The sequence below is a fragment of the Streptomyces sp. NPDC031265 genome (genome assembly GCF_055570295.1).
This window is the reverse complement of record NZ_JBVIHM010000013.1, coordinates 106,249-131,604: the sequence shown is the minus strand read 5'-3', so window position 1 is coordinate 131,604 and position 25,356 is coordinate 106,249. Positions and strand designations below refer to the sequence as shown.

Genomic DNA, 25,356 nt, shown 5'->3' with positions numbered 1-25,356 from the left:
GGTGTTTTTGGGCCTGGTGGCGTTTTTGGTTCGGGGTTTGGTGGTGGGGGCGGCGGTGTTCCGCGCGTGCCTCCCCCCCCTCCCCCCCCCCCCCCCGGCCGGGGCGGCGCCGGTGCGGTCCACCGACGCCGCCCAGTAGCCGGCGGCTGAACCGTATGGGGGGGGCGGTTCAGCCGGGCCGCTCCTTCCGCCTCAGCCCGCGATCGAGTCCAGTTGCTCGGCGGCGGGCCGCAGCGCCCAGAGGTCACCGCCGGGCGGCGCCTGGAGCTTCGGTACGGCCGCGCGGGCCTTCTTGTCGCCCGCGTCGGCCGCCGCGTGCACCACGTCGCTCGCCGCGTACCGGTAGAACTCCAGCTCCGGGTGGGGCCAGGCGGCCGCGCCGGTCGCCGCTGACAGCAGATAGTCGACGGCCTTGAACAGGCTCTGCCCCTGCGGCCCCCGGTATCCCCACAGGTCCAACCCGATCTGCTTGCCGATCGCGGCGAGCCGGGTGTACGCCACCAGGTCGAAGGCCGAGTAGTGCCAGCTGCGGGTGCGGGCGAGCTCCTGGGGCTGGCTGCCGTCGGCGGCGATCTGCGGATCGACCCTCAGCCTCTCGGCGCCCCGGACCGTCCTGCGCGCCAGGTCCTTGTCGCCGGTGGCCAGCGCGAGCGCGGCGATCTGCATGTCCTGGAAGGTGCCGTGGTTGTTCCTGGCGGCCGACTCCTCCTTGCCGAAGGGAGAAGTCACCAGCCAGTTCAGGAACTTCTTGTTCCAGTCGAGCATCCGCGCGCGGTCGTCCGCCCGCCAGCCGGGCGCGCCCAGGTCGAGGACGGCGACCGCGTCGAGGACGCCGGTGTACTGCTGCGAGAAGTCGATGATGCCGATGGCCCGGCCGTCGTACTTGCAGGGGATGAACTGCCCGTGGTCCAGGCTGGGGTTCATCCGGGTCGCCGGGTCCAGGAACCAGGTGCGCAGGGCGGCCGAGGCCTGCTCCGCGTACTGCGGCCGGCCGGTGTAGTACCAGGCGAGGCTGAGCGTCGTCACGGAGTTGACGACCTTGCCGAGGTCGGGCCGGTCGGTGCCGGTGTCGACCTCGGGGTTGCGCTGCCCGTCCTTCTGCACGTACGGGCAGCCCCAGGGGTTGTCGGCGGTCTTCGGCTTCGAGGGCCACCAGTACGGGGCCTGGCTGAGGTAGTCGTGGGGGTCGCCGCCCGGCGCGGGTTTCGGCTTGTCCACGACCGTCCAGGGCCCCTGCCCGAGCCAGCCGTCGGCGGCCGCGGTCAGCTTCCCCACGGCGGTGCGCAGCGCCGGGTCGCCGGCGTCGAGCCGCAGCCGCGCGTCCCTCATGCGCGCGCCGTCGACGACCACGGTGTGCGGGGCCTTCGGGGCGGCGGGCTTGGAGGCGGCGGCCTCCGAGGCGTGCGAGGCGGCCGGTACGAGCGCCGACGCGAGGGCCGCGGCCGCGGCCAGCAGCGCCACGAGCCCACTGCGAGATCTTCCGCCACCCATTCCGGCTGTGCCACCCATAGGGGCATCCCCTCAGCTAGAGATTCGCATCGTAGAGAAACCAGAGACTTCACATATCTGAACTGCGTTCACAGATAAGGCGCTTGGAGCGTAGGGCCAGCAGTTCCGGGTGACAATGCCTGGCGCTGGATTCACGGATGGGACCCGAGATCACGGAGCCCACTACCATTGCGCTGATTCTTCTCAGCACGGAGCGAACTGGAGCGAACTCATGGGCCTCGGCGTGCGCTGGACCCTGCACGGTGACGGGCGGACCCCCGCCCCGGGTGCCGTCGTCCGTCCCGACGAGCGGCTCTCCTGGCCCCGGACGATCGGGCTCGGCGCCCAGCACGTGGTGGCCATGTTCGGCGCGTCCTTCGTGGCGCCGGTCCTCATGGGCCTGGACCCCAATCTCGCGATCATGATGTCCGGCGTCGCCACGGTCATCTTCCTGCTCGCCACCAAGGGCCGGGTGCCCAGCTATCTGGGCTGCTCCCTCTCCTTCGTCGGCGTCGCGGCCGCGATCCGGGCCACCGGAGGCACCAGCGCCACCGTCACCGGCGCGGTCTTCGTCGTCGGCATCGTCCTGTTCGCGGCGGGCCTGGCGGTGCAGCGGTTCGGCGCACGGATCATCCACGCCGCGATGCCGCCGATCGTGACAGGCGCGGTGGTCATGCTGATCGGCTTCAACCTGGCGCCGGTCACCGCGGCCACGTACTGGCCGCAGGACCAGTGGACCGCGCTCCTGGTGATGTTCTTCACCGGGCTCGCCGTGGTCTGTCTGCGCGGCTTCTGGTCCCGGGTCGCGATCTTCCTCGGCCTGCTCTTCGGCTACGGCATCTCCTGGCTCTTCGACCGCGTCTTCGGCAAGATCCACTCCGTTCCGGGCGCGGGCGAGGCCACCGACCACTGGCGGCTCGACCTCTCCGGCGTCGGCAGGGCCGACTGGATCGGCCTGCCCTCCTTCCACGCCCCGCACTTCGAGTGGTCCGCCATCCTGGTCGCACTCCCCGTCGTGATCGCGCTGATCGCCGAGAACGCCGGACACGTCAAGGCCGTCGGCGAGATGACCGGCGACGACCTCGACGACAAGCTCGGCACCGCGATCGCCGCGGACGGCGCCGCCTCGATGCTCTCCACCGCCGTCGGCGGCCCGCCCAACACCACCTACTCCGAGAACATCGGCGTCATGGCCGCCACCCGCGTCTACTCGACCGCCGCCTACTGGGCCGCCGCCGGATTCGCGCTGCTCTTCGGCGTCTGCCCCAAGTTCGGCGCGATCGTCGCGGCCATCCCCGGCGGCGTCCTCGGCGGCATCACCGTCATCCTGTACGGCATGATCGGCCTCCTGGGCGCCCAGATCTGGATCAACGCCAAGGTGGACCTGCGCAATCCGCTGAACCTGGTCCCGGCGGCCGCGGGCATCATCATCGGCGTCGGCGGCGTCACCCTGAAGTTCACCGACGACTTCCGCCTCAGCGGGATCGCCCTCGGCACCATCGTGGTCATCACCGGCTACCACGTGCTGCGCGCCCTGGCCCCGGCCCATCTCAAGGAGCAGGAGCCGCTGCTCGACGAGGGCACGTCGTCGTACGACGACGGCAGCGGCGAGGGCGGCGCGGCCGCGGGGGCTCAGCGCGCCAAGTCGTAGGCGTAGTCGGGGGTGAAGGTGCCCGCCGTGCCCCGGCAGCCGTCGGACTCGCCGGGCACCTTCACCCACAGATAGGCGTCGATGCGCGCCTCGCCCGTGTGCGTGGTCGGGGCGCGTCCCAGCGCGCGCCCGGCCGGGTCGCACCACTCCCCGTCGGGCGGCGCGCCTTTGCCGTTGCGGCTGGTGTCGATCACCGCGCCCAGCCGCGCGGGACCGCCCAGCGCCTTGAGCACCCGCCGTGCGTACGCCACTTCGTCCGAGGTGCGGTGGAAGTTGGAGACATTGGTGAAGATGCCGTCGCCGCTGGTGGCCGCGCCCGCCGCGCGCAGCAGCCCGGCCATCTCCCCGGCGTCGCGCCATCCGGAGTGGCCCGCGTCGAAGTACACCCTGGCCCGGGCGTCGGCGGTATGGATCGCCCGCCCCGCCCTGGCCAGCGAGGCGAACCGGGCGGCGCGCTCGCCCTCGGAGAGGCAGTCCGACTGGGCGATCGCGTCCGGCTCCAGGACCACGATGACCGGTGAACGCCCGAGCCCCGCCGCGAAGTTCCCGATCCAGGTGTCGTACGCCTCAGGGCTCGGCGCACCGCCCTGCGAGGCGCCGCCGCAGTCCCGGCCGGGAATCGCGTAGGGGACGAGCACCGGCACCCGGCCCTGTCCGGCCGCCGCCGAGGTCACCGCCCGCACCTCGCGCGTGATCGCGCCGGGGTCGTACTCGGTGAACCAGACGGCCGTGGGCTGGTCCGCGATCCGCCGCTCGATCAGCGACCGGCGGGGGTCGTCGGGGTGGTCCCGTACCCAGTCCAGGACCTGCGAGTCGGGCGAGCGGTAGAGCGCGGCGGAGACCGCCGCCCGCGACGGCGACGGGGTGGCCGAGGGCTTCGGGGCGAGGGACGGCTTGGCCGGGCGCCGAGTCTCGGGCGTACGCGACGGCGCCGCGGATGCCGAGGTGGGCACGGCGGGCAGGGTCACCGTGGCGGGCGAGGCGGTCACCGTGGGCCGGGCCGTGTCGTCGCCCCCGCCCCCGAGGGCCGCCAAGGCGCCCGAGACCACGCCGGCGGCCACGACCGCACAGGCCAGCCCCACCATGGCGGCACGCCGCACGGCCGAGCGGCGCGCGGCTCTGTCGTCCCGGCGCCTACGCGCGCGTGACGGCGGTGTTCCCGGCACCGTGAACTCCCCTCCCCCAAGGCCCCGATGGCCGCGTGTTCACCCGTTCCGGGGAAGCCCCGGGCCCGGCGGCGTCCCGGAAAGCGCGGTGCTGGGACGCTGCCCTCATGGTGCTGATCGAACAGCGGGCAGGTGGCACGGAGCTCTCCGGAGCGTCGGTGGACACCGTAGCGGCGCGGATGCGGGCGCTGCGCGCGAGCCTGCCGCCCAAGGACGGCCTGGCCGTCTTCAACCGGGTCTATCTGGCGGTCACCGAGGAGATCGGCCGGTCCCTCACCCGGGGAGCGTTCGACGACTCTCGGGCAGCGGCGACGCTGGACGTGCTCTTCGCCGGGCGGTATCTGCGGGCGGTCGACGCGGTGGCGGCGGGGCGGCGGCCGCCCGCATGCTGGCGGCCGCTCTTCCAGTACCGGCGCCACCCGGGCGTACGCCCCCTCCAGTTCGCGCTCTGCGGCATCAACGCCCACATCGGGCACGACCTGGCGCTCGCCGTCGTCGACAGCTGCCGCGCCCTGGAGTGCGAGCCGGACGGGCTTGAGCGGGACTTCGAACGGGTCGGCGACACCCTGGTGGCGCTGGAGGAACGGGTGCGCGAGGAGCTGATGCCCGGGCCCGATCTGCTGGAGGTCGCGGACCCGCTCACGCACCTGCTGGCGTCGTGGAGCCTGGAGCGGGCGCGCGACGCGGCCTGGTCGTCGGCCCGGTTGCTGTGGAGGCTGCGGGAACTTCCCGACCTGTCCCGGGAGTTCAGAGAGCGGATGGACGCGGGTGTCGGCCTGGTGGGGCGGTGCCTGCTGACGCCCTACGCAACCCCTTCTTCGGCACGAGGAGTTCACTCATGGCAATCCGGCTCGGACTCGGCCTTCCGCAGATGAGGCAGTACGACATCGGGCGGGACATTCCCACGGTCGCGCGCGCCGCCGAGGAGTTGGGCTACGAGAGCCTGTGGGTGTTCGAGCGGGTGATCTTCCCTACGCCCACGACCCAGGGGCTGTACGGAATACCGGATTTGGCCTGGCCTGATACCTACCGGTCGGTGGCCGATCCGCTGGTCTCGCTCACTCTCGCGGCGGCGGCCACCGAGCGGGCGCGCCTGGGCACGAGCGTGCTCGTGGCGCCGTTGCACGTGCCGTTCCAGCTGGCCCGCTCGCTCGCCTCGCTGGACGCGGCGAGCGGTGGCCGGGTCCTCGCGGGGATCGGCACGGGCTGGTCCCTCGACGAGTACGCGGCGGCGGCCGTGGCACCGTTCGAGCAGCGCGGCAAGGTGCTCGACGAGACGCTGGACGTGTTCGCGGCGGTCTGGGGCCCGGACCCGGTCGCGTACGAGGGCGAGTTGACCACCATCGCCCCCTCCGAGGTCGGCCCCAAGCCGGCCCGGCCGATCCCGGTGTACCTCGCGGCGGCGGGCCCGAGGGCGGTCCGCCGGGTGGTGGACCGGGCGGACGGCTGGATGCCGGTGGCCCAGGGCGCGGACCAGCTCGCCAAGGCGTGGACAGAGCTGCGGGAGCTGGCCGCCGAGCGCGGCCGGGAGCGCGCGATAGAGGTGTGCGTCCGCGTGAACGCGCGGTACAGCCCGAAGCCGTACGAGGGCTCCGACCGCCCCCAGTTCGCCGGCAGCGCCGCGCAGATAGTCGAGGACCTGGTGGCCCACGCCCATGAGGGCATAGGCGAGTTCCTGCTCGACCTCCAGGGCACCACGCGCGACGCGGAGGAGCTGAAGGACGTGGCGGCGGAGGTGTACGGGCTGGCGCGCGCGGCGGGGCTGTAGACGGATCGGCTGCGAACGGATCGGCTGCGAACGAAAAGGGGCCCGGGGGCGAAAGCCCCGAGCCCCTGCCGCCATCGGCCGTCATCGGCCGCCGGTGGCCGTCAGTCCTCCGGCAGCTCGACCGGGGCGATCTCGTCGTACAGGTCGCCCGGGCCGGGGTTGGTGCCGTCCGTCGCGCCGCCGAGGTGGTGCATGACGCCCCACACCGCGTTCAGCGCGGTCTGCACCGCGCCCTCGGCCCAGCCCGCCGTCCAGGAGATGTCGTCGCCCGCGAGGAAGATGCCCCGCTTGTCCTCGGGCAGCGAGTCCTGCATGAAGTGCGTGAACAGACGGCGCTGGTAGCGGTAGTGGCCCGGCAGGTTCGCCTTGAACGCGCCCATGAAGTAGGGCTCGTTCTCCCACGACACGGTCACCGGGTTGCCGATGATGTGCTTGCGGATGTCGACCTTCGGGTAGATCTCGCCGAGCGACTTGAGCATGACCTCCATCCGCTCACTCGCCGACAGCGGCAGCCACTTCAGGCTGTCGTCGCACCAGGTGTAGGAGAGGCAGATGACGGCGGGCTGGTCCGGCCCGTTGTCGAGCAGGTAGGTGCCTCGGGTCATCCGGTCCGTCAGCGTCATCGACATGACGTCACGGCCGGTCGGGTTTCCCCTGTCGTCGACGGCCTTGTCCAGCCAGAACGGCCGGTCCACCGGCACGAAGAGCTTGGAGCTCTCCATGTAGTGGGTGCGCTCCATCGCCGTCCAGTGGTCGATCGGGAAGAGCGAGTCGTCGCACGCGATCTTGGAGAGCAGCATCCAGGACTGCGCGGTGAAGATCGCCGCACGGTAGGTGCGGATGTCTCCGGACGCGTCGGTCACCGTGATCCGGTTGCCCGCGGTGCGGGTCAGCCGGGTCACCGCCGGACGCGGCGTGCCCTCGTGCAGCGAGGAGAGCGAGGTGCCCTGCGCCCAGTGCACGATCTTCTCCGGCTCGCGCTCCCACAGCCGCAGCGGCAGCTGCTGGGAGCCGCCGACGATGCCGCGGTGGTGGTCGTCCGCCTCGGTGTAGACGACGCGCAGGATCTCCAGGATGGAGTTGGGGAAGTCGGTGTCCCAGCCGCCGGTGCCGAAGCCGACCTGGCCGAAGATCTCGCGGTGGCGGAAGGACTTGAAGGCCTCCGACTTGCAGAGGAACCCGTAGAAGGTCTCGTCGTCGAGCTTCTCGACGAGCTTGGCCCAGATCTCGCGGATGCGCGGGACGTCCCGCTCGCGCATCGCCGTGTTCATGTCGGAGAAGTCGGCGCCCTCGTCCAGACAGGCGTTCCACGCGGCGGACACATCGCGGTAGACCTGCGGCAGGTCGGCGATGGTCTCGGCGTAGTGCGTCTCGCCCTTGAGGTCGACGACCGTCGAGGGGGTGGCCTCGGCGAGCGGGTTCGGGAACGGCTCGGTGACCAGGCCCACGAGGTCGATGTAGTGCTGGAGCGCCGTCGAGGAGGGCGGGAAGCGCATCGCGCCCATCTCGGCGGTCAGACCGTCCGTGCCGGGCCCGTCGAACTCGACGGTGCGCAGCCGCCCCCCGATCTGGTCGGCCTCGTACACGACGGGCTTGAGGCCCATCTTCATCAGCTCGTACGCGGAGATGATGCCGGACAGACCGCCGCCGATGACGGCGACCTCGGTGCCGTGCTCAGTCGCGGGTATCTGACCGAGCCCGGCCGGGTGGGCCAGGAAGTCGTCGTACGCGTAGGGGAAGTCCGGACCGAACATGGTGATCGGCGGCTGGCCGTCGGTGTGCGGGACAGCGGTGGGCACCGTGGACGTCATGGGGTACGGACTCCTTGCACAGTACGAGGGGGGTGGGGCGGCCGGAAGGGTCCGGGTCAGACGAGGGAGGTGTAGAGGCCTGGGCGGCGGTCCCGCAGATACGGGTTGTCGGCGCGCGAGGCGGCCAGGAACTCGGGGTCGGCGTCACCGACGACCAGTTCGGCCTCGCGGCCCGCGCGGGCCCGGGCGGTTCCGTCGGGCCCGGCCAGACAGCTCAGCCCGACGAACTCGAACTCGCCCTCGGGACCGGTCCGGTTGACGTACGCGATGTACATCTGGTTCTCGAAGGCGCGCACCGGCACCACGGACTCGGCGACGAACTGGAAGGGGTGCATCTGCGCGGTGGGCACCAGGAGGAGGTCGGTGCCTGCCAGCGCGTGCGCCCGGACGTTCTCGGGGAACTCCACGTCGTAGCAGATCATTGTCCCCAGCCGCAGCCCGTTCAGCTCGGCCTGGACGACCTGCTGGTCGCCGGGGGTGAACCACTCCTGCTCGAAGCAGCCGAAGAGGTGGGTCTTGCGGTAGTTCGCCAGGCGCTGCCCGTCGGCGTCGATGAGCTGGGCCGAGTTGTAGACGGTCTCGCCGTCCCGCTCCGGGTAGCCGTAGAGCACCGCGAGCCCGTGCCGCACCGCGATCTCGGCGACTGCCTGCGCCCCGGGCCCGTCGGCGGCCTCGGCGAGCTTGGGCACGTCGTCCCCGATGGCGTAGCCGGTGAGGAACATCTCGGGACACACGATGAGCCCGGCCCCGGTCGCCGCGGCCCGGCCCGCCGCCTCGTCCAGCACCTTCAGGTTCGCGGCGACGTCACCCGGACGGCCGGAGCTCTGAAGCAGGGCGGTGCGCAGCGGCGGCATGGCAGACCTCGGGGGGCGTAAGGGGGTGAGGGGGTCGCATATGACGGTACGTTCCGGCCTTCGGCCCGGACAAGGCGCGACCGTTGCGCGCCGGAGGATGTTTCATTGCGCGTCGGGGGTCCTCGGCGGCGATTCGTTGCGTGGCGTTGACCTGGCCCTTACGCCTTGGGGTGTACCCGAGGGCCCGCTCCCCCGCCGTACGGCGGAGGCGGTCCCTCCTCGGGTGCGATGCGGCGGGCCCGGCAGCGGCGGGAAGCTGAGTGCGCCCGGAGGAACCGGGCGCCGCGCAGCACGACCGCTTCGGAGGACCCGCAATGAACCGTCCCGCCCTCTCCCGCCCCCGTACCCGCACCCTGGCGCTGGCAGCGGCCCTGCTGATCGGCGCGGGCGCCGCCGGGTCGGCGGTCGCCTCGGACAACGGGGCCGGGCGGGGCGCGCCGCGCGAGGCGGCAGCGCTCACGGGCACGGCCAAGCTCTACCGCCCGGCCGGTGACGACATCACCTTCTCCTTCGACGCGCATCTGGCCGCGAAGGACAACAAGGACCCGGAGAAGGCGTTCGGCACGTTCAGCTTCCGGCACGTCTTCCCGGACGGCCGGACCGGTACGGCCAAGGCGAAGGTCGACTGCCTGATCACCGGCGGCAAGGTCGCGGTGGTGACCGGGATCGTCACCGAGAGCGACACCCCGTTCAAGGGCAAGCGCGTCGGTGTCTCGGTCAACGACCAGGGCCCGCACGACCGGCTCGGCTACAGCTGGATCGGCTCGGACGACGAGGAGGCCAAGAAGCTGCCCAAGTGCATGAGCGCCGCCCCCTTCGAGAAGGTGAAGGCGGGCACGGGCGACTTCCATGTGCTGCCGTGGCAGGTCCCGTACAACTAGGGCCCGATCGCCCCGGTCAGGCGGGCGAGCCCGACGAGAACCGTCTGAGCAGCGGAGAGAGCACCAGGACCGACTTCGTCCGCTCCACGTACGGCTCGCCCGCGATCCGCTCCAGGACCCGCTCGAAGTGGCGCATGTCCGAGGCGAAGACCTGGACGATCGCGTCCGCCTCACCGGTGACGGTGGAGGCGGACACGACCTCGGGGTACCGCTCCAGGCCGCGCCTGATGGCGTCGGGCGAGGTGTTGCGGCGGCAGTAGATCTCAATGAAGCCCTCGGTCTCCCAGCCGAGCGCCGCGGGGTCCACCCGGACGGTGAATCCGGTGATGGCCCCCTCGGCGCGCAGCCGGTCCACGCGCCGCTTCACTGCGGGCGCGGACAGGCCGATCAGCGAGCCGATGTCGGCGTAGGAGCGGCGGGCGTCTTCAGCGAGCGCGTGGACGATGCGCTCGTCGAGGTCATTGAGTCGCACTGCGGGTGGATCACTTCTCTGCGGATACGGTGTCCGTGGCCGTGGCCAGTCGGGAGCGGCGGATGCCGTATCCGAAGTAGATCACGAGACCGACGGCCATCCAGACTCCGAACACGGTCCAGGTGGACGTGCCGAGGCCCTTCATCATGTAGATGCAGAAGAAGAAGCCGAGGATCGGGCAGAGCCAGCCGAGCGGGGCGCGGAAGGTGCGCGGCATGTCCGGGCGGGTCCGGCGCAGGACGATGACGGCCACGTTGACCAGCGCGAAGGCGAAGAGCGTGCCGATGCTGGTGGCGTCGACGAGGTCGCCGAGCGGGATGGCCGCGGCGAGCACACCGCAGAAGAGCGACACGATGACCGTGTTGGCGCGGGGGGTGCCGGTCTTCGGGTGGACCTTGCCGAAGACCTTGGGGACCAGGCCGTCGCGGGACATCGAGAACAGGATGCGGGTCTGGCCGTACAGCACGGTCAGCACCACGCTGGCGATGGAGATGACGGCGCCGGCGGCGAGCAGCGTGCCCCAGAAGGCCTGGCCGCTGACGTCGTTCATGATCGCGGCGAGAGTCGCCTCGCTGCCCTCGAAGGTGCTCCACTTGCGGGCGCCCACGGCGACGGCGGCGACCAGGACGTACAGCGCGGTGACGATGATCAGCGAGAGCATGATCGCGCGCGGCAGGTCACGCTGCGGGTTCTTGGCCTCCTCACCGGCGGTGGAGGCGGCGTCGAAGCCGATGTAGGAGAAGAAGAGCGAGGAGCCCGCGGCGCTGACACCGGCCATGCCCAGCGGCATGAAGTCGGAGTAGTTGCCGGACTTGAAGCCCATGATGCCGATCGAGCAGAAGAGCACCAGGGTGACGATCTTCACCGCGACCATGATGGTGTTCGCGCGGGCCGACTCGCGGGCACCGCCGAGCAGGAACACCATCGCGAGCAGCACGACGATCAGCGCGGGCAGGTTGAATATCCCGCCGTCGCCGGGCGGCGCGGAGAGCGCGTCCGGGATGGTGACGCCGATGGTCCCGTCCAGGAGCTCATTGAGGTACTGGCCCCAGCCGACGGCCACGGCCGCGACCGAGACGCCGTACTCCAGGATCAGGCACCAGCCGCAGATCCAGGCGACGAGTTCGCCCAGCGTTGCGTACGCGTACGAATACGAGGAGCCCGCGACGGGGATGGAGCCCGCCAGCTCGGCGTAGGAGAGCGCGGAGAACAGCGCGGTGAGCCCGGCGAGGACGAACGACAGGGTGACCGCCGGTCCGGCCTCGGGGACGGCCTCGCCCAGGACGACGAAGATGCCGGTGCCGAGCGTGGCGCCGATGCTGATCATCGTGAGCTGCCACATGCCGAGGGTGCGGCGCAGAGTGCCGCCCTCGCCCTTGCCGCCCTCGGCGACCAGCAGTTCTACCGGCTTGCGCCGCAACAGCGGGTTGCCGGGCCGCTGCGCCCCGGTGGCCGGTGCTGCTGCGGTGGGGGGCGCTGTGCCGTGGTCCAACACTTCAGTGGGCTCCTTGTCGCTGCCTTCGGGAGCCGACGACCGCGACGGTCCGGCCCTTCCCGTACGAAGGGGCAATCCGGGCATGACTGAGCACACCGTGGCCGGTACCGCCGAGCAAGCGGTCGCCGCCACTCCACGTATCGCGAGAAGAGTAAAGGGTTCCGCTTCCCGCTCGTAATGCAGCAACCTTGCGCATCGGCGAATGATCATTGCGCACAAGAGCGACGGATGGGTGTTTGTTGCGCATCGGCGTTCGATCCGTGCGTGAACGGTGTGCGCGGGCCCGGCGCGGCGGGGTAGGAGTGAGGTCCCCGACACCTTCCCGGCCCGCTCGGGCACCCGACGATCGGAGGCACCGATGACCTGGCTGGACCCGGATCCGTTTCTGCGCGGAGTGGCCTGGCGGGACGCGAAGGGCCGGCCGGTGCGCGCCGACCCCGACGACCTGGCCCGGCTGCCCTGGGACACGGCGGAACGGGCCGGGCTGCCCATCGGGGTGCGGCTCGAATTCGCGGCCGACGGCGCGTCGGCCGTGGAGATCCGCTACCGCGCCGAGGTGCCCGCGCCCACCGAGAGGATGCGCGCGCTCGCCCACACCTTCGCGCTCTGGACGGACGGCAGCCGCGTCCACGAGACGGCCGTGGCACCGGCCGAGGAGGCGGTCGCCGTACTCCGACTCCCGCCCGGCGGCGGCCCGTTCACGGTCCATCCGCCCCAGGACCGCTCGCCCCGGATCCTCGCCCTCCGCGGGGTCGGCGGCACGCTCGCGCCCGCGCCGCGCGGCCCGCGCTGGCTGGTCCACGGCGACTCGATCACCGAGGGCTGGTGGTCGACCCGCCCCGCCCACGCCTGGCCCGCCGCGGCCGGGCGCGCGCTCGGCCTGGACACCGTCAACCTCGGTTACGCGGGGGCCGCGCGCGGCGAACTCGCCACCGCCGAACAGCTCGCGTCCCTGCCCGCCGACGTCCTCACCCTCGCGTTCGGCACCAACTGCTGGTCGGGCGTGCCGACTTCGGCGCCGCTGCTGTACGAGACGACGCGCGCGTTCCTCGCCCTGGTGCGCCGGGGCCACCCGCACACCCCGCTCCTGCTGCTCTCCCCGCTGCTGCGCCCGGCCGCCGAGCGGACCCCGAACGCCCTGGGCGCCACTCTGAGCGCCTTGCGCACCGCGATGGAGGCGGCGGCCCGGGACCGCATCACGGGCGGCGACAGCCACCTTCACGTGCTTCCTGGACGCGACCTGCTGACCCCGTCGGACTTGGACGACGGCTTGCACCCGAACGACGGGGGCCACGAGAAGATCGCGCAGGCGGTGGCGGAGGCGCTGCGCCCCCACCTATGAAGTGGGCCCCCGCGCAAAGCGCGGGGGCCCGACTCTCAAGGGGCGCGAGGAACTGCGCGACCAGCCACAACGGCCCCGCAGACGAACCCCGAGACCAACTACTAGCTCCAGCTCGCGTGCAGCGGCTTGCCCTCGGCGTAACCGGCCGCGGACTGGATCCCCACGACCGCCTTCTCCTCGAACTCCGCCAGCGAGCTCGCGCCCGCGTACGTGCAGGAGGAGCGGACGCCCGCGATGATCGAGTCGATCAGGTCCTCCACGCCCGGCCGCGTCGGGTCGAGGAACATCCGCGACGTGGAGATGCCCTCCTCGAACAGCGCCTTGCGGGCCCGGTCGTACGCGGACTCGTCGCTCGTGCGGTTGCGGACGGCGCGGGCCGAGGCCATGCCGAACGACTCCTTGTACAGACGCCCGTCGGCGGTCTGCTGGAGGTCGCCCGGGGACTCGTACGTACCGGCGAACCAGGAGCCGATCATGACGTTGGAGGCACCGGCGGCGAGCGCCATGGCGACGTCGCGCGGGTGGCGCACACCACCGTCGGCCCAGACGTGCTTGCCGAACTTCTTCGCCTCGGCGGCGCACTCCAGGACGGCGGAGAACTGCGGGCGGCCCACGCCCGTCATCATCCGGGTGGTGCACATGGCGCCGGGGCCCACACCGACCTTGATGATGTCGGCGCCGGCCTCGATGAGGTCGCGCACGCCCTCGGCGGCGACGATGTTGCCCGCGACGATCGGGACCTGCGGGTCGAGGCCGCGGACGGCCTTGATCGCGGCGATCATCGACTCCTGGTGGCCGTGCGCGGTGTCCACGACGATCGTGTCCGCACCGGCGTCGAGGAGCTGCTTGGCCTTGCCCGCGACGTCGCCGTTGATGCCGACGGCGGCGGCGATGCGCAGCTTGCCGCCGGCGTCGGTCGCCGGGGTGTACAGGGTCGCGCGCAGGGCGCCCTTGCGGGTCAGGATGCCGGCCAGGCGGCCGTCCCTGTCCACGGCCGGGGCGTAGCGGCGGTTGGCGTTGTCGAGCCTGGTGAACGCCTCGCCCGGGTCGATGTCCGCGTCGAGCAGCAGCAGGTCCTTGGACATGACCTCGGAGAGCTGCGTGAAGCGGTCGACGCCGGTCAGGTCCTCGTCGGTGACGACACCGACCGGGCGCCCTTCGGCGTCGACGACGACACCCGCGTTGTGGGCGCGCTTGGGCAGCAGCGCGAGCGCGTCGGCGACGGTCTGGCTCGGGGCGAGGACGATCGGGGTGTCGAGGACGTGGTGACGCGTCTTGACCCAGGTGATGACGTCGGTGACGACATCGATCGGAATGTCCTGCGGGATGACGACGATGCCGCCGCGGCGCGCCACGGTCTCGGCCATCCGCCGTCCCGCGATCGCCGTCATGTTGGCGACGACGAGCGGGATCGTGGTGCCCGAGCCGTCGGGCGAGGCCAGGTCGACGCCCTGGCGGGAGCCCACCGCGGAGCGGCTGGGGACCATGAACACATCGTCGTACGTCAGGTCGTACGGCGGCTTGATGTCATTGAGGAAACGCACGTGCAGAACATCCCAGTCGATCGGAGTGACCCCAGGCATTTCAGCCGGGGCTAAACGCACGTACTTCATTGTCCCATGTTCGGGTGATTGCGCTGCCCGGGCCGATCGTCCAGGGGTTGGACACCCCCCTGGTGGGATCACACGAAGGCGCCCAGCGCGAGCACCACGGCGAGGGTGCCGCCGTCACCGCCGACCGACGCCTCGTCGAGCACGTCCCGCGCGGTCTCCCACTCGTCGGGGCGCGCCGCCGCGTAGCCCTGCCAGCGCCGCACCACAATCAGTCGGCCGGGGTCGGCCGGGCCCCAGTCGGGGTCGCCGAGGCAGTCGGCGAGGGCGTCCCAGTTGCGGCCGAACCACTCCGGCAGGCGCAGTGCGCGGGCGCAGCGGTCCATGAAACCGGCCTTGTCGGTGACCCCGGCGAGGTCGAGCACGTCGACCTGCCAGCCGGTGGCCCGTACGGCGTCGAACGGGTCGGCCGTCATCGCAGCACCGCCTTGAACGTCTTGTAGTGGTCGCCGGTGTAGTAGACCTCGCCGCTCTGCCCGGTGACCAGGCGCCGGGCGCCGCGGTCGCGCGACTTCGGGGTGTCGACCGTGTACTCGTGGTAGTAGCCGCGCTTCTGCTGCGGCAGGGCCTTCTCGAAGTTCCCGAAGACCGTGCCGTCCTTGGCGTACGGGAACGGGCCGCCCTGGTCGATCAGCTTCAGGGTCTGCTGTGCCTCGGGCGGCAGCTGGGAGGCGCGGACCGTGGCCCGGCCCTTCGCCCAGCCGGGTGTGGCGGCGCCGGAGGCGGTGGCCCCGGACGGCTCGACGTCCTTCTTCGACGCGCCCCCGCACCCCGTGAGCAGGAGCGCCAGGCACGCGAGCAGGACGGCGACGGTCGTTCGGGCGGACCTGGTGAGCATGGGCCGATGCTGCCATCCAGAGCCTGCGGACGCGAACGCGCCGGGTGACGATGGGGCCATGCTCCTCGCCGATGTGGCCACCACCTCCCGGGAGATCACGGCGACCTCCTCACGTACGGAGAAGTCCGCCCTGCTCGCCGCGCTGTTCCGCGAGACCGCGCCGGACGAGGCCCCGCTGGTGGTCACCTATCTCGCGGGACGGCTGCCGCAGCGCCGCACGGGGCTCGGCTGGAGCACGCTCAAGGACCGCCCGCCGCCCGCCGCGATCCCCTCCCTGACGGTCCAGGAGGTCGACGCGGCGCTCGACCGGATCTCCGCCCTGTCGGGCAAGGGCGCGCAGGGCGAGCGCAAGCGGCTGGCCCGGGAGCTGATGGCCGCCGCCACCGAGGAGGAGCAGCGTTTCCTCCTCGGCCTGATCACCGGCGAGGTCCGCCAGGGCGCGCTCGACGCGGCCGCCGTGGAGGGGCTCGCCGAGGCGGCCGGCGCCCCGGCGGCGGACGTGCGGCGCGCCGTGATGCTCGGCGGCTCACTGGGGACGGTGGCCGCAGCGCTCCTGGGCGGCGGCACCGGGGCGCTGGCCGACTTCCGGCTGGACGTGGGCCGGCCCGTGCTGCCGATGCTGGCGCACACCGCCAAGGACGTGGACGAGGCGCTCGACCGGCTGGGCCCGTGCGCGGTGGAGGAGAAGCTCGACGGCATCCGGGTACAGGTGCACCGCGACGGCGACGAGGTGCGGGTCTTCACCCGTACGCTCGACGAGATCACCGGACGGCTTCCCGAAGTGGTGGCCGCGGCCCGGGAGTTGACGGCGCAGCGGGCGATCCTCGACGGCGAGGTGATCGCGCTCGACCGGGAGGGGCGGCCCCGGCAGTTCCAGGACATCGCGGGCCGGGTCGGCTCACGGCTGGATGTGGCCGGCGCACGGGACCGGTTGCCGCTGTTTCCGGTCTTTTTCGATCTGCTCTCGGTGGACGACCGCGACCTGCTGGACCTCTCCGTACGGGAGCGGAGCGCCGAGCTCGTCCGGGTGACGCCCGAGCCGCGCCGGGTGCGGCGGGTGACGGTGGAGGGTCCGGACGATCCCGAACAGCGCGCGGCGGCACGGGAGTTCGCGGCCCTGACGCTGGAGCGCGGCCACGAGGGCGTGGTGGTGAAGGCGCTGGATTCGGCGTACAGCGCGGGCCGCAGGGGCGCCTCCTGGCTCAAGGTCAAGCCGGTGCACACCCTCGACCTGGTGGTGCTCGCGGCCGAGTGGGGCCACGGCCGGCGCACCGGCACGCTCTCCAATCTGCACCTCGGCGCCCGCCGCCCGGACGGCTCGTTCGCCATGCTGGGCAAGACCTTCAAGGGGCTCACCGACGCGCTGCTCGCCTGGCAGACCGGGCGGCTGCGGGCACTGGCGGTGGCCGAGGAGCCGTGGGGGGTGCGGGTGCGGCCGGAACTCGTCGTAGAGATCGCCTTCGACGGGGTGCAGAGATCGTCGCGCTACCCGGAGGGGGTGACACTGAGGTTCGCGCGGGTAGTGCGCTACCGCGAGGACAAGAGCGCCTCGGAGGCGGACACGGTCGCCACGGTGAAGGCACTGGGCGGCGGGAGGGACTGAACAAGTGCGGTCGGAGCAGGTGCGGGAGCGGGTACAGCGGGCCCGGCAGGAGGCGGCGCGACTCGCCGCCGAGGGGGTGCGCGCGGTGGCGCTGACCTCGGTCGACAACGCGGGCATCGCCCGTGTGAAGGCGGTGCCCGCGGGTCGCCTCCCCTCGGCCGTGGAGCGCGGGGTCGGCATGTCGCCGTGCTTCGACGCCTTCCTGGTGGACGACTCGGCCACCTCCAGCCGCTACAGCGGCGGCCCGGACGGCGATCTGCGGCTCTTCCCCGATCTGGACCGGCTGACCGTGCTCGCCGGGCAGCCGGGCTGGGCGTGGGCCCCGGTCGACCGCTACGACCAGCAGGGCGGTGAACACCCGGGCTGCCAGCGGCTGTTCGCCCGGCGGATGACGCGCCGGGCCGCCGAGCGGGGCCTCTCGCTGCGGATGGGCTTCGAAACGGAGTGGACGGTCTCGCCCTCCCTCGAAGGCCCGGCGTACGGGATGGCGCGCATCGTGGAGCGGTCCGCGTATGTGGGTGATGTGCTCGGCGCACTCCTGGAGCAGGACGTGGATGTGCTCCAGATCCACCCCGAGTACACCGAGGGCCAGTTCGAGGTGTCGGTGGCCCCCACCGATCCGGTAGGGGCGGCGGATCTGGCGGTGCTGGTGCGCGAGACGATCCGCGCGGTCTCGGTACGGCACGGGCTCACCCCGTTCTTCGGCCCGGTCGTCACGGCGGGCGGCGTCGGCAACGGCGCCCACCTCCACCTCAGCCTCTGGCAGGACGACCGGAACCTGTGCGGCGGCGGGGACGGCCGGTTCGCCATGACGGCCGACGGCGAGTCGTTCCTCGCGGGCGTCCTGGCGGCCCTGCCCGCCCTCCTCGCCATCGGCGCCCCCTCCCCCGCCAGCTACCTCCGCCTGGAACCTTCCCGCTGGGCCGGCGCGTTCCAGTGCTGGGGGCTGGAGAACCGGGAGGCCGCCCTCCGCTTCATCGCCGGCACACCCGACGCCCCGGACACCGCCAACGCCGAGGTCAAGTGCTTCGACCCGGCCGCCAATCCGTATCTGGCGGTGGGCGCGGTGATCGCGGCCGGTCTGGCGGGCCTCGACGCCAAGGCGATGCTGCCCGACCCCGTCGCGGGCGACCCGGCGGTGGTCGGCGGCCGCCCCCGGCTCCCCGCCTCCCTGCCCGAGGCGCTGCGCCACTTCACCGCATCCGAGGTCCTGCGCGAGGCGATGGGCGACCCGCTCTTCGAGGCGTTCGCGGCGGTCCGCAAGGCGGAGTCGGCCCTGTTCGAGGGCAAGTCCGCCCAGGAGATCGCGGACGCGACGCGGGGAAGGTACTGAGGTGACGGGACGGGAGGGGGCGGCGACGGGCTCGCCCGGGAACGCGGCGGTCGAGTCACCCCCGGGCACCCTGCTCGACCACCACTGCCACGGTGTGCTGCGCACCGACCCCGGCCCGGCCGCCTTCGAGGCGTTCCTGACCGAGGCAGACGGGCCCGCCGCGCCCGGGACCAGCTTCTTCGACACCCAGCTCGGCTTCGCGGTGCGCCGCTGGTGCCCGCCGCTGCTCGGCCTGGAGCCGCACTGCACGCCGGAGCGCTATCTGGCGCGGCGCCACGAGCTCGGCGCCCGCGAGGCGACCCGGCTGCTGCTGCGGGGCAGCGGCATCGGCGCGTACGTCATGGACACCGGACTCCCCGGAGACATCACGGGGCCCGACGAACTCGCCGAGCTGAGCGGCGCCCCCGTCCACGAGATCGTGCGCCTGGAGCGGCTGGCCGAGCTCGCCGCCGACACGGCCCGGGACGCGGACGCGTTCCTGGCGGAGCTGGCGGCGGGGATCCGCTCGGCGGCGACCACGGCCGTGGGCTTCAAGTCGGTGGCCGCCTACCGGTACGGGCTCGACCTCGCCCCCGAGCCGCCCGAGCTCCACGAGGTGCGCGACGCGGCGGCGAATTGGCTGAAAAAACGGCCGAAGGACGACCGTCTCAAGGATCCGGTCCTGCTGCGCCATCTGCTGTGGTCGGCGGTGGCCACCCGGCTCCCGCTCCAGCTGCACACCGGCTTCGGCGACCCGGACCTACGGCTGCACCGCTGCGACCCGCTGCTCCTGACCGACTTCATCCGGGCCACGCGCCGCTCCGGCACCCCGCTGATCCTGCTGCACGGCTACCCGTACCACCGCAACGCCGCCTACCTCGCCCATGTGTATCCGCATGTGTACGCGGACATGGGGCTCACCCTCAGCCACACGGGCGCCCGGGCCGGTGCCGTACTGGCCGAGATGCTGGAGCTCACCCCGTTCGGCAAGCTCCTCTTCTCCACCGACGCCTACGGCCTGCCCGAGCTGTACGTGGTGGGGGCCCGCCTCTTCAGGGAGGGCCTGGATGAGCTGCTGGAAACCTGGACGGCGTCGGGCGCGTGGGCTCACGCGGACGCGGCCAGGGTGGCGGAGCTCATCGCGAGCAAGAACGCCGAGCGGGTGTACAGCGCCCCGTGAGGGGCGCGGGGCTGTGACATTGTGCGGCTCCGCCGCGTGGGCGCGACAAGCCCCTACGGGTCCGCAGGCGAACGGGGCCCGGGGCGAAGCCCCGGAAACGGACCGACACCGACGAGGGGCTCAGTCCCCGTCGGGGTCGGCCCGGTCCAGCGCGGGCCGAGGCTGCGCACCGGTCTCGTGCAGCAGGAAGTCCGCCGCGGCGGTGTCCGTCACCAGACTGGTGACGAGGCCCGACCGCAGCACCGCATCGATCGCGGAAGCCTTCCGCTGCCCCCCGGCGATCGCCACGACCTCCGGGATCCGCCGCAGCCGGTCCGCCTCGACGGTGATGCACCGCTCCCCGAGGTCCCGGCCGACCCGTCGGCCGTCCGCGTCGAAGAGGTGCGCGGACATCTCGGCCGCGACGCCGAGCGAGGCGTAGTGCGCCCGCTCCTCGTCGGTCAGCATGTCGTGCACCGTGGAGATGCCCGGCTCCCACGAGCCGATGGAGACCGCCGCCACCGTCACCTTGTCGAAGTACTCGAAGGCCCGCGCGATCCCGGTCTGGTTGCGCAGCGCGGCCGCGGTGGCCGCGTCCGGCAGCAGCATCGGCGCGTAGATGGGGTGGGCGTCACCGCCGGAGACCTGGGCGGCGCGCCGTACGGCCTCCACCGAGCCGCGCTCGGCCGTGCCCGCGTCGTACACCCCGGTGAGCTGCACGACCGTGCACGGCGGCAGCCGGTCGAGGGCCGCGGCCATGTGGATGGTGGACCGGCCCCAGGCCAGGCCGAGGACGTCGCCCTCGCTGACCAGCTCGCCGAGCAGGTCCGCGGCGACCTCGCCCAGGTTCTCCGGGTCGGGCGACGACTCGTCCTCGCCGGCCTCCGGGGACTCGACGACGACGGCGTGCCGCAGCCCGTACCGGGCGCGCAGCGCGTCCGAGCGCTCCGCGTCCAGCTCCGCCGGGACGCGGATCTCGATCCGCACCAGGTCGCGCTCAAGGGCGGTCTCCAGGACCCGGGCCACCTTGAAGCGGCTGACGCCGAACTCCTCGGCGATCTGGATCTTGGACTTGCCCTCCAGATAGAAGCGGCGGGCCATGGCCGCCGCCTGCACCAGCTCCGCGGGTCCCATCCGCAGGGCTGACCGACCCGCCGACATTGCAGACACCGCGATCTCCTCACTGCTGTTCACACTCTGGACTCGTTGTTCATCCTGTCAGATCCAACGGTCCTTGATCAGCCCCGTAGGGCCGCGTTCACCGAGCCGTGGCTCAGTGGCCGCATGCCCATGGGGCGCTCGCCGTGCTCCGTTCCGCCATGGAGCGCAGGGTACGCACCGCGTCGGCGGGGTCGTTGGCTCCGTATACGGCCGACCCGGCCACGAAGACGTCCGCGCCCGCCTCCGCGCACCGCTCGATGGTCGTCGCGGAGACCCCGCCGTCCACCTGGAGCCACAGTTCGAGGCCGTGCTTGGAGATCAGTTCCCGGGTGCGGCGGATCTTCGGCAGCATCACGTCCAGGAACGGCTGGCCGCCGAAGCCCGGCTCCACGGTCATGATGAGCAGCATGTCCAGCTCGGGCAGCAGGTCCTCGTACGGCTCGATGGGCGTCGCGGGCCTGAGCGCCATCGACGCCCGCGCCCCCTTGGCCCGGATCTCGCGCGCGAGCCGCACCGGGGCGGCGGCGGCCTCCGCGTGGAAGGTGACCGATCCGGCCCCCGCCTCGACGTACTGCGGGGCCCATCGATCCGGGTCCTCGATCATCAGATGGCAGTCCAGCGGGGTCTCCGTCGCCCGGCGCAGGGATTCCACGATCGGCACGCCGAGCGTGAGGTTCGGCACGAAGTGGTTGTCCATGACGTCCACGTGCAGCCAGTCGGCGCCCTCGACGGCCTTGGCCTCTTCGGCGAGCCGCGCGAAGTCGGCGGAGAGAATGCTGGGGTTGATCTGAGCCATGCCCCAAGCCTGCCATGCCTCGCACCACTTGCCTGCCACGGTACGGATTCGGGGCCCCCGGGACACGAGACCTACGTCTCTCCTGCGACTCGCCGGGCCGGGAGACTCCGTGTAATCCTGAGGTTTCAGGCCATTTCGGGAGCGGCATCCCGCGCCGTCCGCGGGCCGATGGGGGACGTGATGTCCGACGCGCGCACTCACCCTGACCAGAGCGAAGAACGCCCCTCGGCGGCCGGGCAGGGCCCCGGCCCCCGCGGAGTCGCGTGGCTCGTCTGCGGACGCCGCACCAAATGGCTGGTGCTCGTCCTCTGGCTGATCGTGGTCGCGGTCGCCTTCCCGCTCGCCCAGAAGCTCACCGACGCCCAGGACAACGACGCCACCTCGTGGCTGCCCGGCAGCGCGGAGTCCACCCAAGTCTTCGACTCCGCCAAGGCTTTCAGGCCGGAGGAGATCCCGGCGGTCGTCGTCTACGCGCGCGACGGCGGCCTCACCCTCGCCGACAAGCAGAAGATCGGCGCCGACGCGACGGCGATGCGCGGGATGAGCGCGGACGGGATCCAGGGTGCCCGCGTCCAGGGCCCGCAGTTCGACTCCGGCGCCACCGCCGCGCAGATCCTCGTGCCGATCAAGATGGACAAGAACGGCTGGAACCACATCGCGGACGCCGCGGACCGGCTGCGCGACCGGTCGGGCACCGGCGACAGCGGGCTCCAGGTGCACATCACCGGCCCGGGCGGCACCTCGGCCGACTTCGCCAAGGCCTTCTCCGGCATCGACTCGACCCTGCTCTTCTCGGCGCTCGCGGTGGTCGTGGTGATGCTCCTGATCACGTACCGCAGCCCCACGCTGATCCTGGTGCCGGTGATCTCCGTGGTCTGGGCGCTCTCCGCCGCGCAGGCGCTGATCTATCTGCTGGCCCGGCACGCGGGCCTGACCGTCAACGGCCAGAGCGCGGGCATCCTCACCGTGCTGGTCTTCGGCGCGGGCACCGACTACGCGCTGCTGCTCGTCTCCCGCTACCGCGAGGAACTGCGCCGCCACGAGGACCGCCACGAGGCGATGGCGCTCGCCCTGCACCGGGCCGGGCCGGCGGTCCTCGCCAGCGGCGCGACGGTCGTCCTCGGCATGCTGGTCCTGATGGTGGCCGAGATGAACTCCACCAAGGGCCTCGGCCCGGTCGCGGCCATCGGCGTCGCGGTCGCGCTGCTCGCCATGCTCACGCTGTTCCCGGCACTCCTGGTGATCTTCGGCCGCTGGATCTTCTGGCCGGTCAAGCCCGTGTTCGGCTCCCCCGACCCGACCGCGCGCGGGGTCTGGGCCCACACCGGCCGACGCATCGCCACCCGTCCCCGTACGGTCTGGGTGACGACGGCCGTGATACTCGCGGCATGCTCGCTCGGCCTGCTCCAACTGAAGGCGAACGGGCTGAGCAACGCGGACTCGTTCACCGGCAGACCGGACTCGATCGTGGGCGCGGAGGTGCAGGCGAAGCACTTCCCGGCGGGCAGCGGCGATCCCCTGGTGATCATCACGGCGGCGGACAAGGCGGCGGAGGTGCGCCGGGCCGTCGCGGCCACCGACGGCGTGGTGCCCGCGTCGATCGGCGTGCCACCGGGCACCGCGGCCGAGCACGACGGCGAGGTCCTGCTCGAAGCCACGATGACCGCGAGCCCGGACAGCGACGCCGCGCACGCGACCGTGGAGCGGGTGCGGGACGCGGTCCACGCGGTGCCCGGCGCCCATGCCCGGGTGGGCGGCGGCACGGCCGCGGTCCTGGACATGGAGAAGGCCACCACGCACGACAACAAGCTGGTCATCCCGCTGGTGCTGCTGGTGGTGCTGTGCGTCCTGGGCATCCTGCTGCGGGCGCTGGTCGCGCCGCTGCTGCTGATCGCGACGGTCGTGCTGTCGTTCGCGGCGGCGCTCGGCATCAGCGCGCTCGCCTTCCGTCATCTCTTCGACTACGCGGGCGAGTCCACCGACTTCCCGCTCTTCGTCTTCGTCTTCCTGGTGGCGCTGGGCATCGACTACAACATCTTCCTGTCCACCCGCATCCGCGAGGAGGCGGCCCGCCAGGGCACCCGCCGGGGTGTCGTGACCGGCCTCGCTGCCACCGGCGCGGTGATCACCTCCGCGGGCCTCGTCCTGGCGGGCACCTTCGCGGTGCTCGGCACCCTGCCGATGGTGGCCTTCGCCGAGATCGGCTTCGCGGTGGCGCTGGGCGTCCTGCTCGACACCTTCATCGTCCGCTCGATCCTGGTGACGTCGCTGTTCCTGGACGTGGGGCGGCGGGTGTGGTGGCCGCACCGGCTGTCGCGGGACCCTGAGGAGGGCCCGGCGGCGGTACCGGCGGGGGTCGGACATGGCCGCGCGGACGCCCCCGACTAGCCGGAAAGGGCCCGGAGTCGACGCTCCGGGCCCTTCTCTCACGCCGTGCGCCGCAGCAGCGCCAGATACATCGCGTCCGTCCCGTGCAGATGCGGCCACAGCTGTACGTCGGGGCCCTCGCCCAGGCCCGCGACGCCCGTCATCAGCGGCCGTACGTCGATCCACTCGGCCTCGACGGGAGCCCCGCCCCGGCCCTTGAGCACGTCCTCCACCACGATCCGCGTCTCGGCGAGGTGCGGCGAGCAGGTCGCGTAACCGACCACGCCGCCCACCCGGACCGCCGAGAGCGCCTCGCGCAGCAGCCCGCGCTGGAGCGGTGCGAAACCCTCCAGGTCCTCGGGGCGGCGGCGCCACCGGGCCTCGGGACGGCGGCGCAGCGCGCCGAGCCCGGAGCACGGCACGTCCATCAGGACCCGGTCGAAGGAGCCCTCCCGCCACGGCGGCCGGGTGCCGTCGGCCGCGATCACCTGGTACGGGCCGGGGTTGCCGGCGAGCGCGCGCTCCACAAGGCGGGCCCGGTGGGGCTGCTTCTCGGAGGCGAGCAGGGCGGCTCCGCGCTCGGCGGCCAGCGCGGCGAGCAGGGCCGCCTTGCCGCCGGGGCCCGCGCACCCGTCCAGCCAGCGCTCGTCCCGCCCCTCGATCGGAGCGTTCGCGAGTGCGATGGCCACCAGCTGGCTGCCCTCGTCCTGCACACCGGCCCGGCCGTCCTTCACGGCGTCGAGCGCGCCCGGCTCGCCGCCCTCGGCCATCCGTACGGCATGGGGCGACCAGCGGCCGGGCAGCGCGCTTTCCTCGCCGAGCGCGTCCATGAGCTCGTCGGTGGTGGACCGGCCGGGGCGGGCGACCAGGGTCACCTCGGGCCGCTCGTTGTCGGCCTCCAGGAGGTCCTCGATGCCCGCACGGCCGCCGCCCAGGGCGTCCCAGAGCGCCGAGACGACCCATCGCGGGTGCGAATGCACGATCGCGAGATGGTCCTCGGCGTCGTCGTCGTACGGGGGTGCGACCTTCTCCAGCCAGCCGTCCAGGTCGTCCGCCGCGATCTTGCGCAGCACGGCGTTGACGAACCTGGCCCGGCCGTCGCCGAGCACCACGCGGGCGAGCTCGACGCTGGCGGAGACCGCCGCGTGGCTCGGGATCCGGGTCCCGAGCAGCTGGTGCGCGCCGAGCGCGAGCACGTCGAGGACCGGCGGGTCCACCTCACGCAGCGGCCGGTCGATGCAGGCGGCGATGATCGCGTCGTAGGTGCCCTGGCGGCGCAGCGTGCCGTAGACGAGCTCGGTGGCGAGCGCCGCGTCGCGGCCGTCGAAGTTCCCGCCCTCGCGGGCCTTGCGCAGCAGCGGCGGCAGTACGAGGTTGGCGTACGCGTCCCGCTCGTCGACGGCGCGCAGCGCCTCGAAGGCGAGGATGCGGACGGGGTCCTTCTTGGGGCGGCGGTACGGCTTGCCACCGCCCTTGCCGTCGCTGTTCCGGGGACGGCTGTGCGGCTGATCGTTCACGTGAAAGGTGCTCCGCTGGTCAGATGGTGCGAACCCGACCAGCGTACGACTGTTCGCCGCGCGCC

At 72.4% G+C, this 25,356-nt stretch carries 21 protein-coding genes; 9 read left to right on the top strand and 12 right to left on the bottom strand.

The genetic code is table 11. The features are described 5' to 3' along the window. Nucleotides 1-192 precede the first annotated feature (192 nt). Entirely contained in the window at nt 193-1,491 is a 1,299-nt protein-coding gene (locus ACZ499_RS21270) for an alginate lyase family protein (protein ID WP_468677081.1), read from the bottom strand. 229 nt (nt 1,492-1,720) lie between these two features. Between ACZ499_RS21270 and ACZ499_RS21265 the strand changes: the two genes are divergently transcribed. After that, nucleotides 1,721-3,139 (top strand): uracil-xanthine permease family protein, encoded by a 1,419-nt coding sequence (locus ACZ499_RS21265; RefSeq protein WP_468676973.1) that lies wholly within the window; start codon nt 1,721-1,723, stop codon nt 3,137-3,139. Here the strand turns inward: ACZ499_RS21265 and ACZ499_RS21260 are convergent. Further along, nucleotides 3,121-4,224, bottom strand: coding sequence for a glycoside hydrolase family 6 protein (locus ACZ499_RS21260; RefSeq protein WP_468677079.1), 1,104 nt, complete (start codon nt 4,222-4,224; stop codon nt 3,121-3,123). The genes ACZ499_RS21265 and ACZ499_RS21260 overlap by 19 nt on opposite strands. Nucleotides 4,225-4,412: 188 nt before the next feature. Here ACZ499_RS21260 and ACZ499_RS21255 point away from each other — a divergent pair, with 188 nt between their 5' ends. Further along, nucleotides 4,413-5,180: a DUF5995 family protein gene (locus ACZ499_RS21255; RefSeq protein ID WP_468676971.1), complete on the top strand. Its 768-nt coding sequence runs from the start codon at nt 4,413-4,415 to the stop codon at nt 5,178-5,180. Then, nucleotides 5,144-6,073 carry an LLM class F420-dependent oxidoreductase gene (locus ACZ499_RS21250; RefSeq protein ID WP_468408913.1) on the top strand — a complete coding sequence of 310 codons (930 nt, stop codon included), beginning with the start codon at nt 5,144-5,146 and terminating at the stop codon, nt 6,071-6,073. Before ACZ499_RS21255 ends, ACZ499_RS21250 begins: the two co-directional genes overlap by 37 nt. Nucleotides 6,074-6,174: 101 nt before the next feature. Here the strand turns inward: ACZ499_RS21250 and ACZ499_RS21245 are convergent, their stop codons facing one another. Beyond that, nucleotides 6,175-7,884, bottom strand: a complete 1,710-nt coding sequence (locus ACZ499_RS21245) for a flavin monoamine oxidase family protein (protein ID WP_468676969.1) — start codon at nt 7,882-7,884, stop codon at nt 6,175-6,177. A 56-nt stretch (nt 7,885-7,940) separates the two neighbouring features. Further along, complete coding sequence (locus ACZ499_RS21240; protein ID WP_468676967.1) at nt 7,941-8,738, bottom strand: carbon-nitrogen hydrolase family protein; 798 nt, start codon at nt 8,736-8,738, stop codon at nt 7,941-7,943. A gap of 314 nt (nt 8,739-9,052) precedes the next feature. Here ACZ499_RS21240 and ACZ499_RS21235 point away from each other — a divergent pair, with 314 nt between their 5' ends. Next, nucleotides 9,053-9,619, top strand: a complete 567-nt coding sequence (locus ACZ499_RS21235; RefSeq protein ID WP_468676965.1) for a Repetin — start codon at nt 9,053-9,055, stop codon at nt 9,617-9,619. 16 nt (nt 9,620-9,635) lie between these two features. Here the strand turns inward: ACZ499_RS21235 and ACZ499_RS21230 are convergent, their stop codons facing one another. Together ACZ499_RS21230 and ACZ499_RS21225 are read right to left on the bottom strand one after the other, a co-directional pair. After that, nucleotides 9,636-10,091 (bottom strand): Lrp/AsnC family transcriptional regulator, encoded by a 456-nt coding sequence (locus ACZ499_RS21230; RefSeq protein ID WP_385546562.1) that lies wholly within the window; start codon nt 10,089-10,091, stop codon nt 9,636-9,638. Nucleotides 10,092-10,101: 10 nt separating this feature from the next. Then, nucleotides 10,102-11,586 (bottom strand): amino acid permease, encoded by a 1,485-nt coding sequence (locus tag ACZ499_RS21225; protein WP_468408921.1) that lies wholly within the window; start codon nt 11,584-11,586, stop codon nt 10,102-10,104. 358 nt (nt 11,587-11,944) lie between these two features. Between ACZ499_RS21225 and ACZ499_RS21220 the strand changes: the two genes are divergently transcribed. After that, on the top strand, nt 11,945-12,928 hold the full coding sequence (locus ACZ499_RS21220) for a GDSL-type esterase/lipase family protein (protein WP_468676961.1): 984 nt from the start codon (nt 11,945-11,947) through the stop codon (nt 12,926-12,928). A gap of 101 nt (nt 12,929-13,029) precedes the next feature. Here ACZ499_RS21220 and ACZ499_RS21215 read toward each other — a convergent pair whose 3' ends face one another. The 3 genes from ACZ499_RS21215 to ACZ499_RS21205 form a co-directional block, all read right to left on the bottom strand. Next, complete coding sequence (locus tag ACZ499_RS21215) at nt 13,030-14,472, bottom strand: GuaB1 family IMP dehydrogenase-related protein (protein ID WP_468676960.1); 1,443 nt, start codon at nt 14,470-14,472, stop codon at nt 13,030-13,032. Nucleotides 14,473-14,609: 137 nt separating this feature from the next. Continuing rightward, nucleotides 14,610-14,954, bottom strand: a complete 345-nt coding sequence (locus ACZ499_RS21210) for a barstar family protein (protein ID WP_468676958.1) — start codon at nt 14,952-14,954, stop codon at nt 14,610-14,612. After that, entirely contained in the window at nt 14,951-15,376 is a 426-nt protein-coding gene (locus tag ACZ499_RS21205; RefSeq protein WP_468408928.1) for a guanyl-specific ribonuclease, read from the bottom strand. Before ACZ499_RS21205 ends, ACZ499_RS21210 begins: the two co-directional genes overlap by 4 nt. Before the next feature lie 58 nt (nt 15,377-15,434). Between ACZ499_RS21205 and ACZ499_RS21200 the strand changes: the two genes are divergently transcribed. Genes ACZ499_RS21200 through ACZ499_RS21190 form a run of 3 tightly spaced genes read left to right on the top strand, consistent with a single transcriptional unit; the run spans nt 15,435 to nt 19,471 of the window. Beyond that, complete coding sequence (locus ACZ499_RS21200) at nt 15,435-16,979, top strand: ATP-dependent DNA ligase (RefSeq protein WP_468676957.1); 1,545 nt, start codon at nt 15,435-15,437, stop codon at nt 16,977-16,979. A gap of 4 nt (nt 16,980-16,983) precedes the next feature. Then, the gene (locus tag ACZ499_RS21195; RefSeq protein WP_468676955.1) at nt 16,984-18,312 is read left to right on the top strand and encodes a type I glutamate--ammonia ligase; all 1,329 of its coding nucleotides are present in this window, start codon (nt 16,984-16,986) and stop codon (nt 18,310-18,312) included. Between the two features lies 1 nt (nt 18,313). Next, complete coding sequence (locus ACZ499_RS21190; protein WP_468676954.1) at nt 18,314-19,471, top strand: amidohydrolase family protein; 1,158 nt, start codon at nt 18,314-18,316, stop codon at nt 19,469-19,471. Nucleotides 19,472-19,591: 120 nt separating this feature from the next. On the opposite strand, the gene ACZ499_RS21185 is transcribed toward ACZ499_RS21190, so the two are convergent. Both ACZ499_RS21185 and rpe read right to left on the bottom strand, forming a co-directional pair. Next, nucleotides 19,592-20,644, bottom strand: a complete 1,053-nt coding sequence (locus tag ACZ499_RS21185; protein WP_371651177.1) for a sugar-binding transcriptional regulator — start codon at nt 20,642-20,644, stop codon at nt 19,592-19,594. Nucleotides 20,645-20,723: 79 nt separating this feature from the next. Beyond that, nucleotides 20,724-21,407 carry a ribulose-phosphate 3-epimerase gene (rpe, locus tag ACZ499_RS21180; protein ID WP_385540467.1) on the bottom strand — a complete coding sequence of 228 codons (684 nt, stop codon included), beginning with the start codon at nt 21,405-21,407 and terminating at the stop codon, nt 20,724-20,726. Nucleotides 21,408-21,587: 180 nt separating this feature from the next. Between rpe and ACZ499_RS21175 the strand changes: the two genes are divergently transcribed. Further along, the gene (locus ACZ499_RS21175; protein ID WP_468676951.1) at nt 21,588-23,795 is read left to right on the top strand and encodes an MMPL family transporter; all 2,208 of its coding nucleotides are present in this window, start codon (nt 21,588-21,590) and stop codon (nt 23,793-23,795) included. Nucleotides 23,796-23,833: 38 nt separating this feature from the next. Here ACZ499_RS21175 and ACZ499_RS21170 read toward each other — a convergent pair whose 3' ends face one another. Continuing rightward, entirely contained in the window at nt 23,834-25,291 is a 1,458-nt protein-coding gene (locus ACZ499_RS21170) for an RsmB/NOP family class I SAM-dependent RNA methyltransferase (protein WP_468676949.1), read from the bottom strand. Between the last annotated feature and the right edge of the window lie 65 nt (nt 25,292-25,356).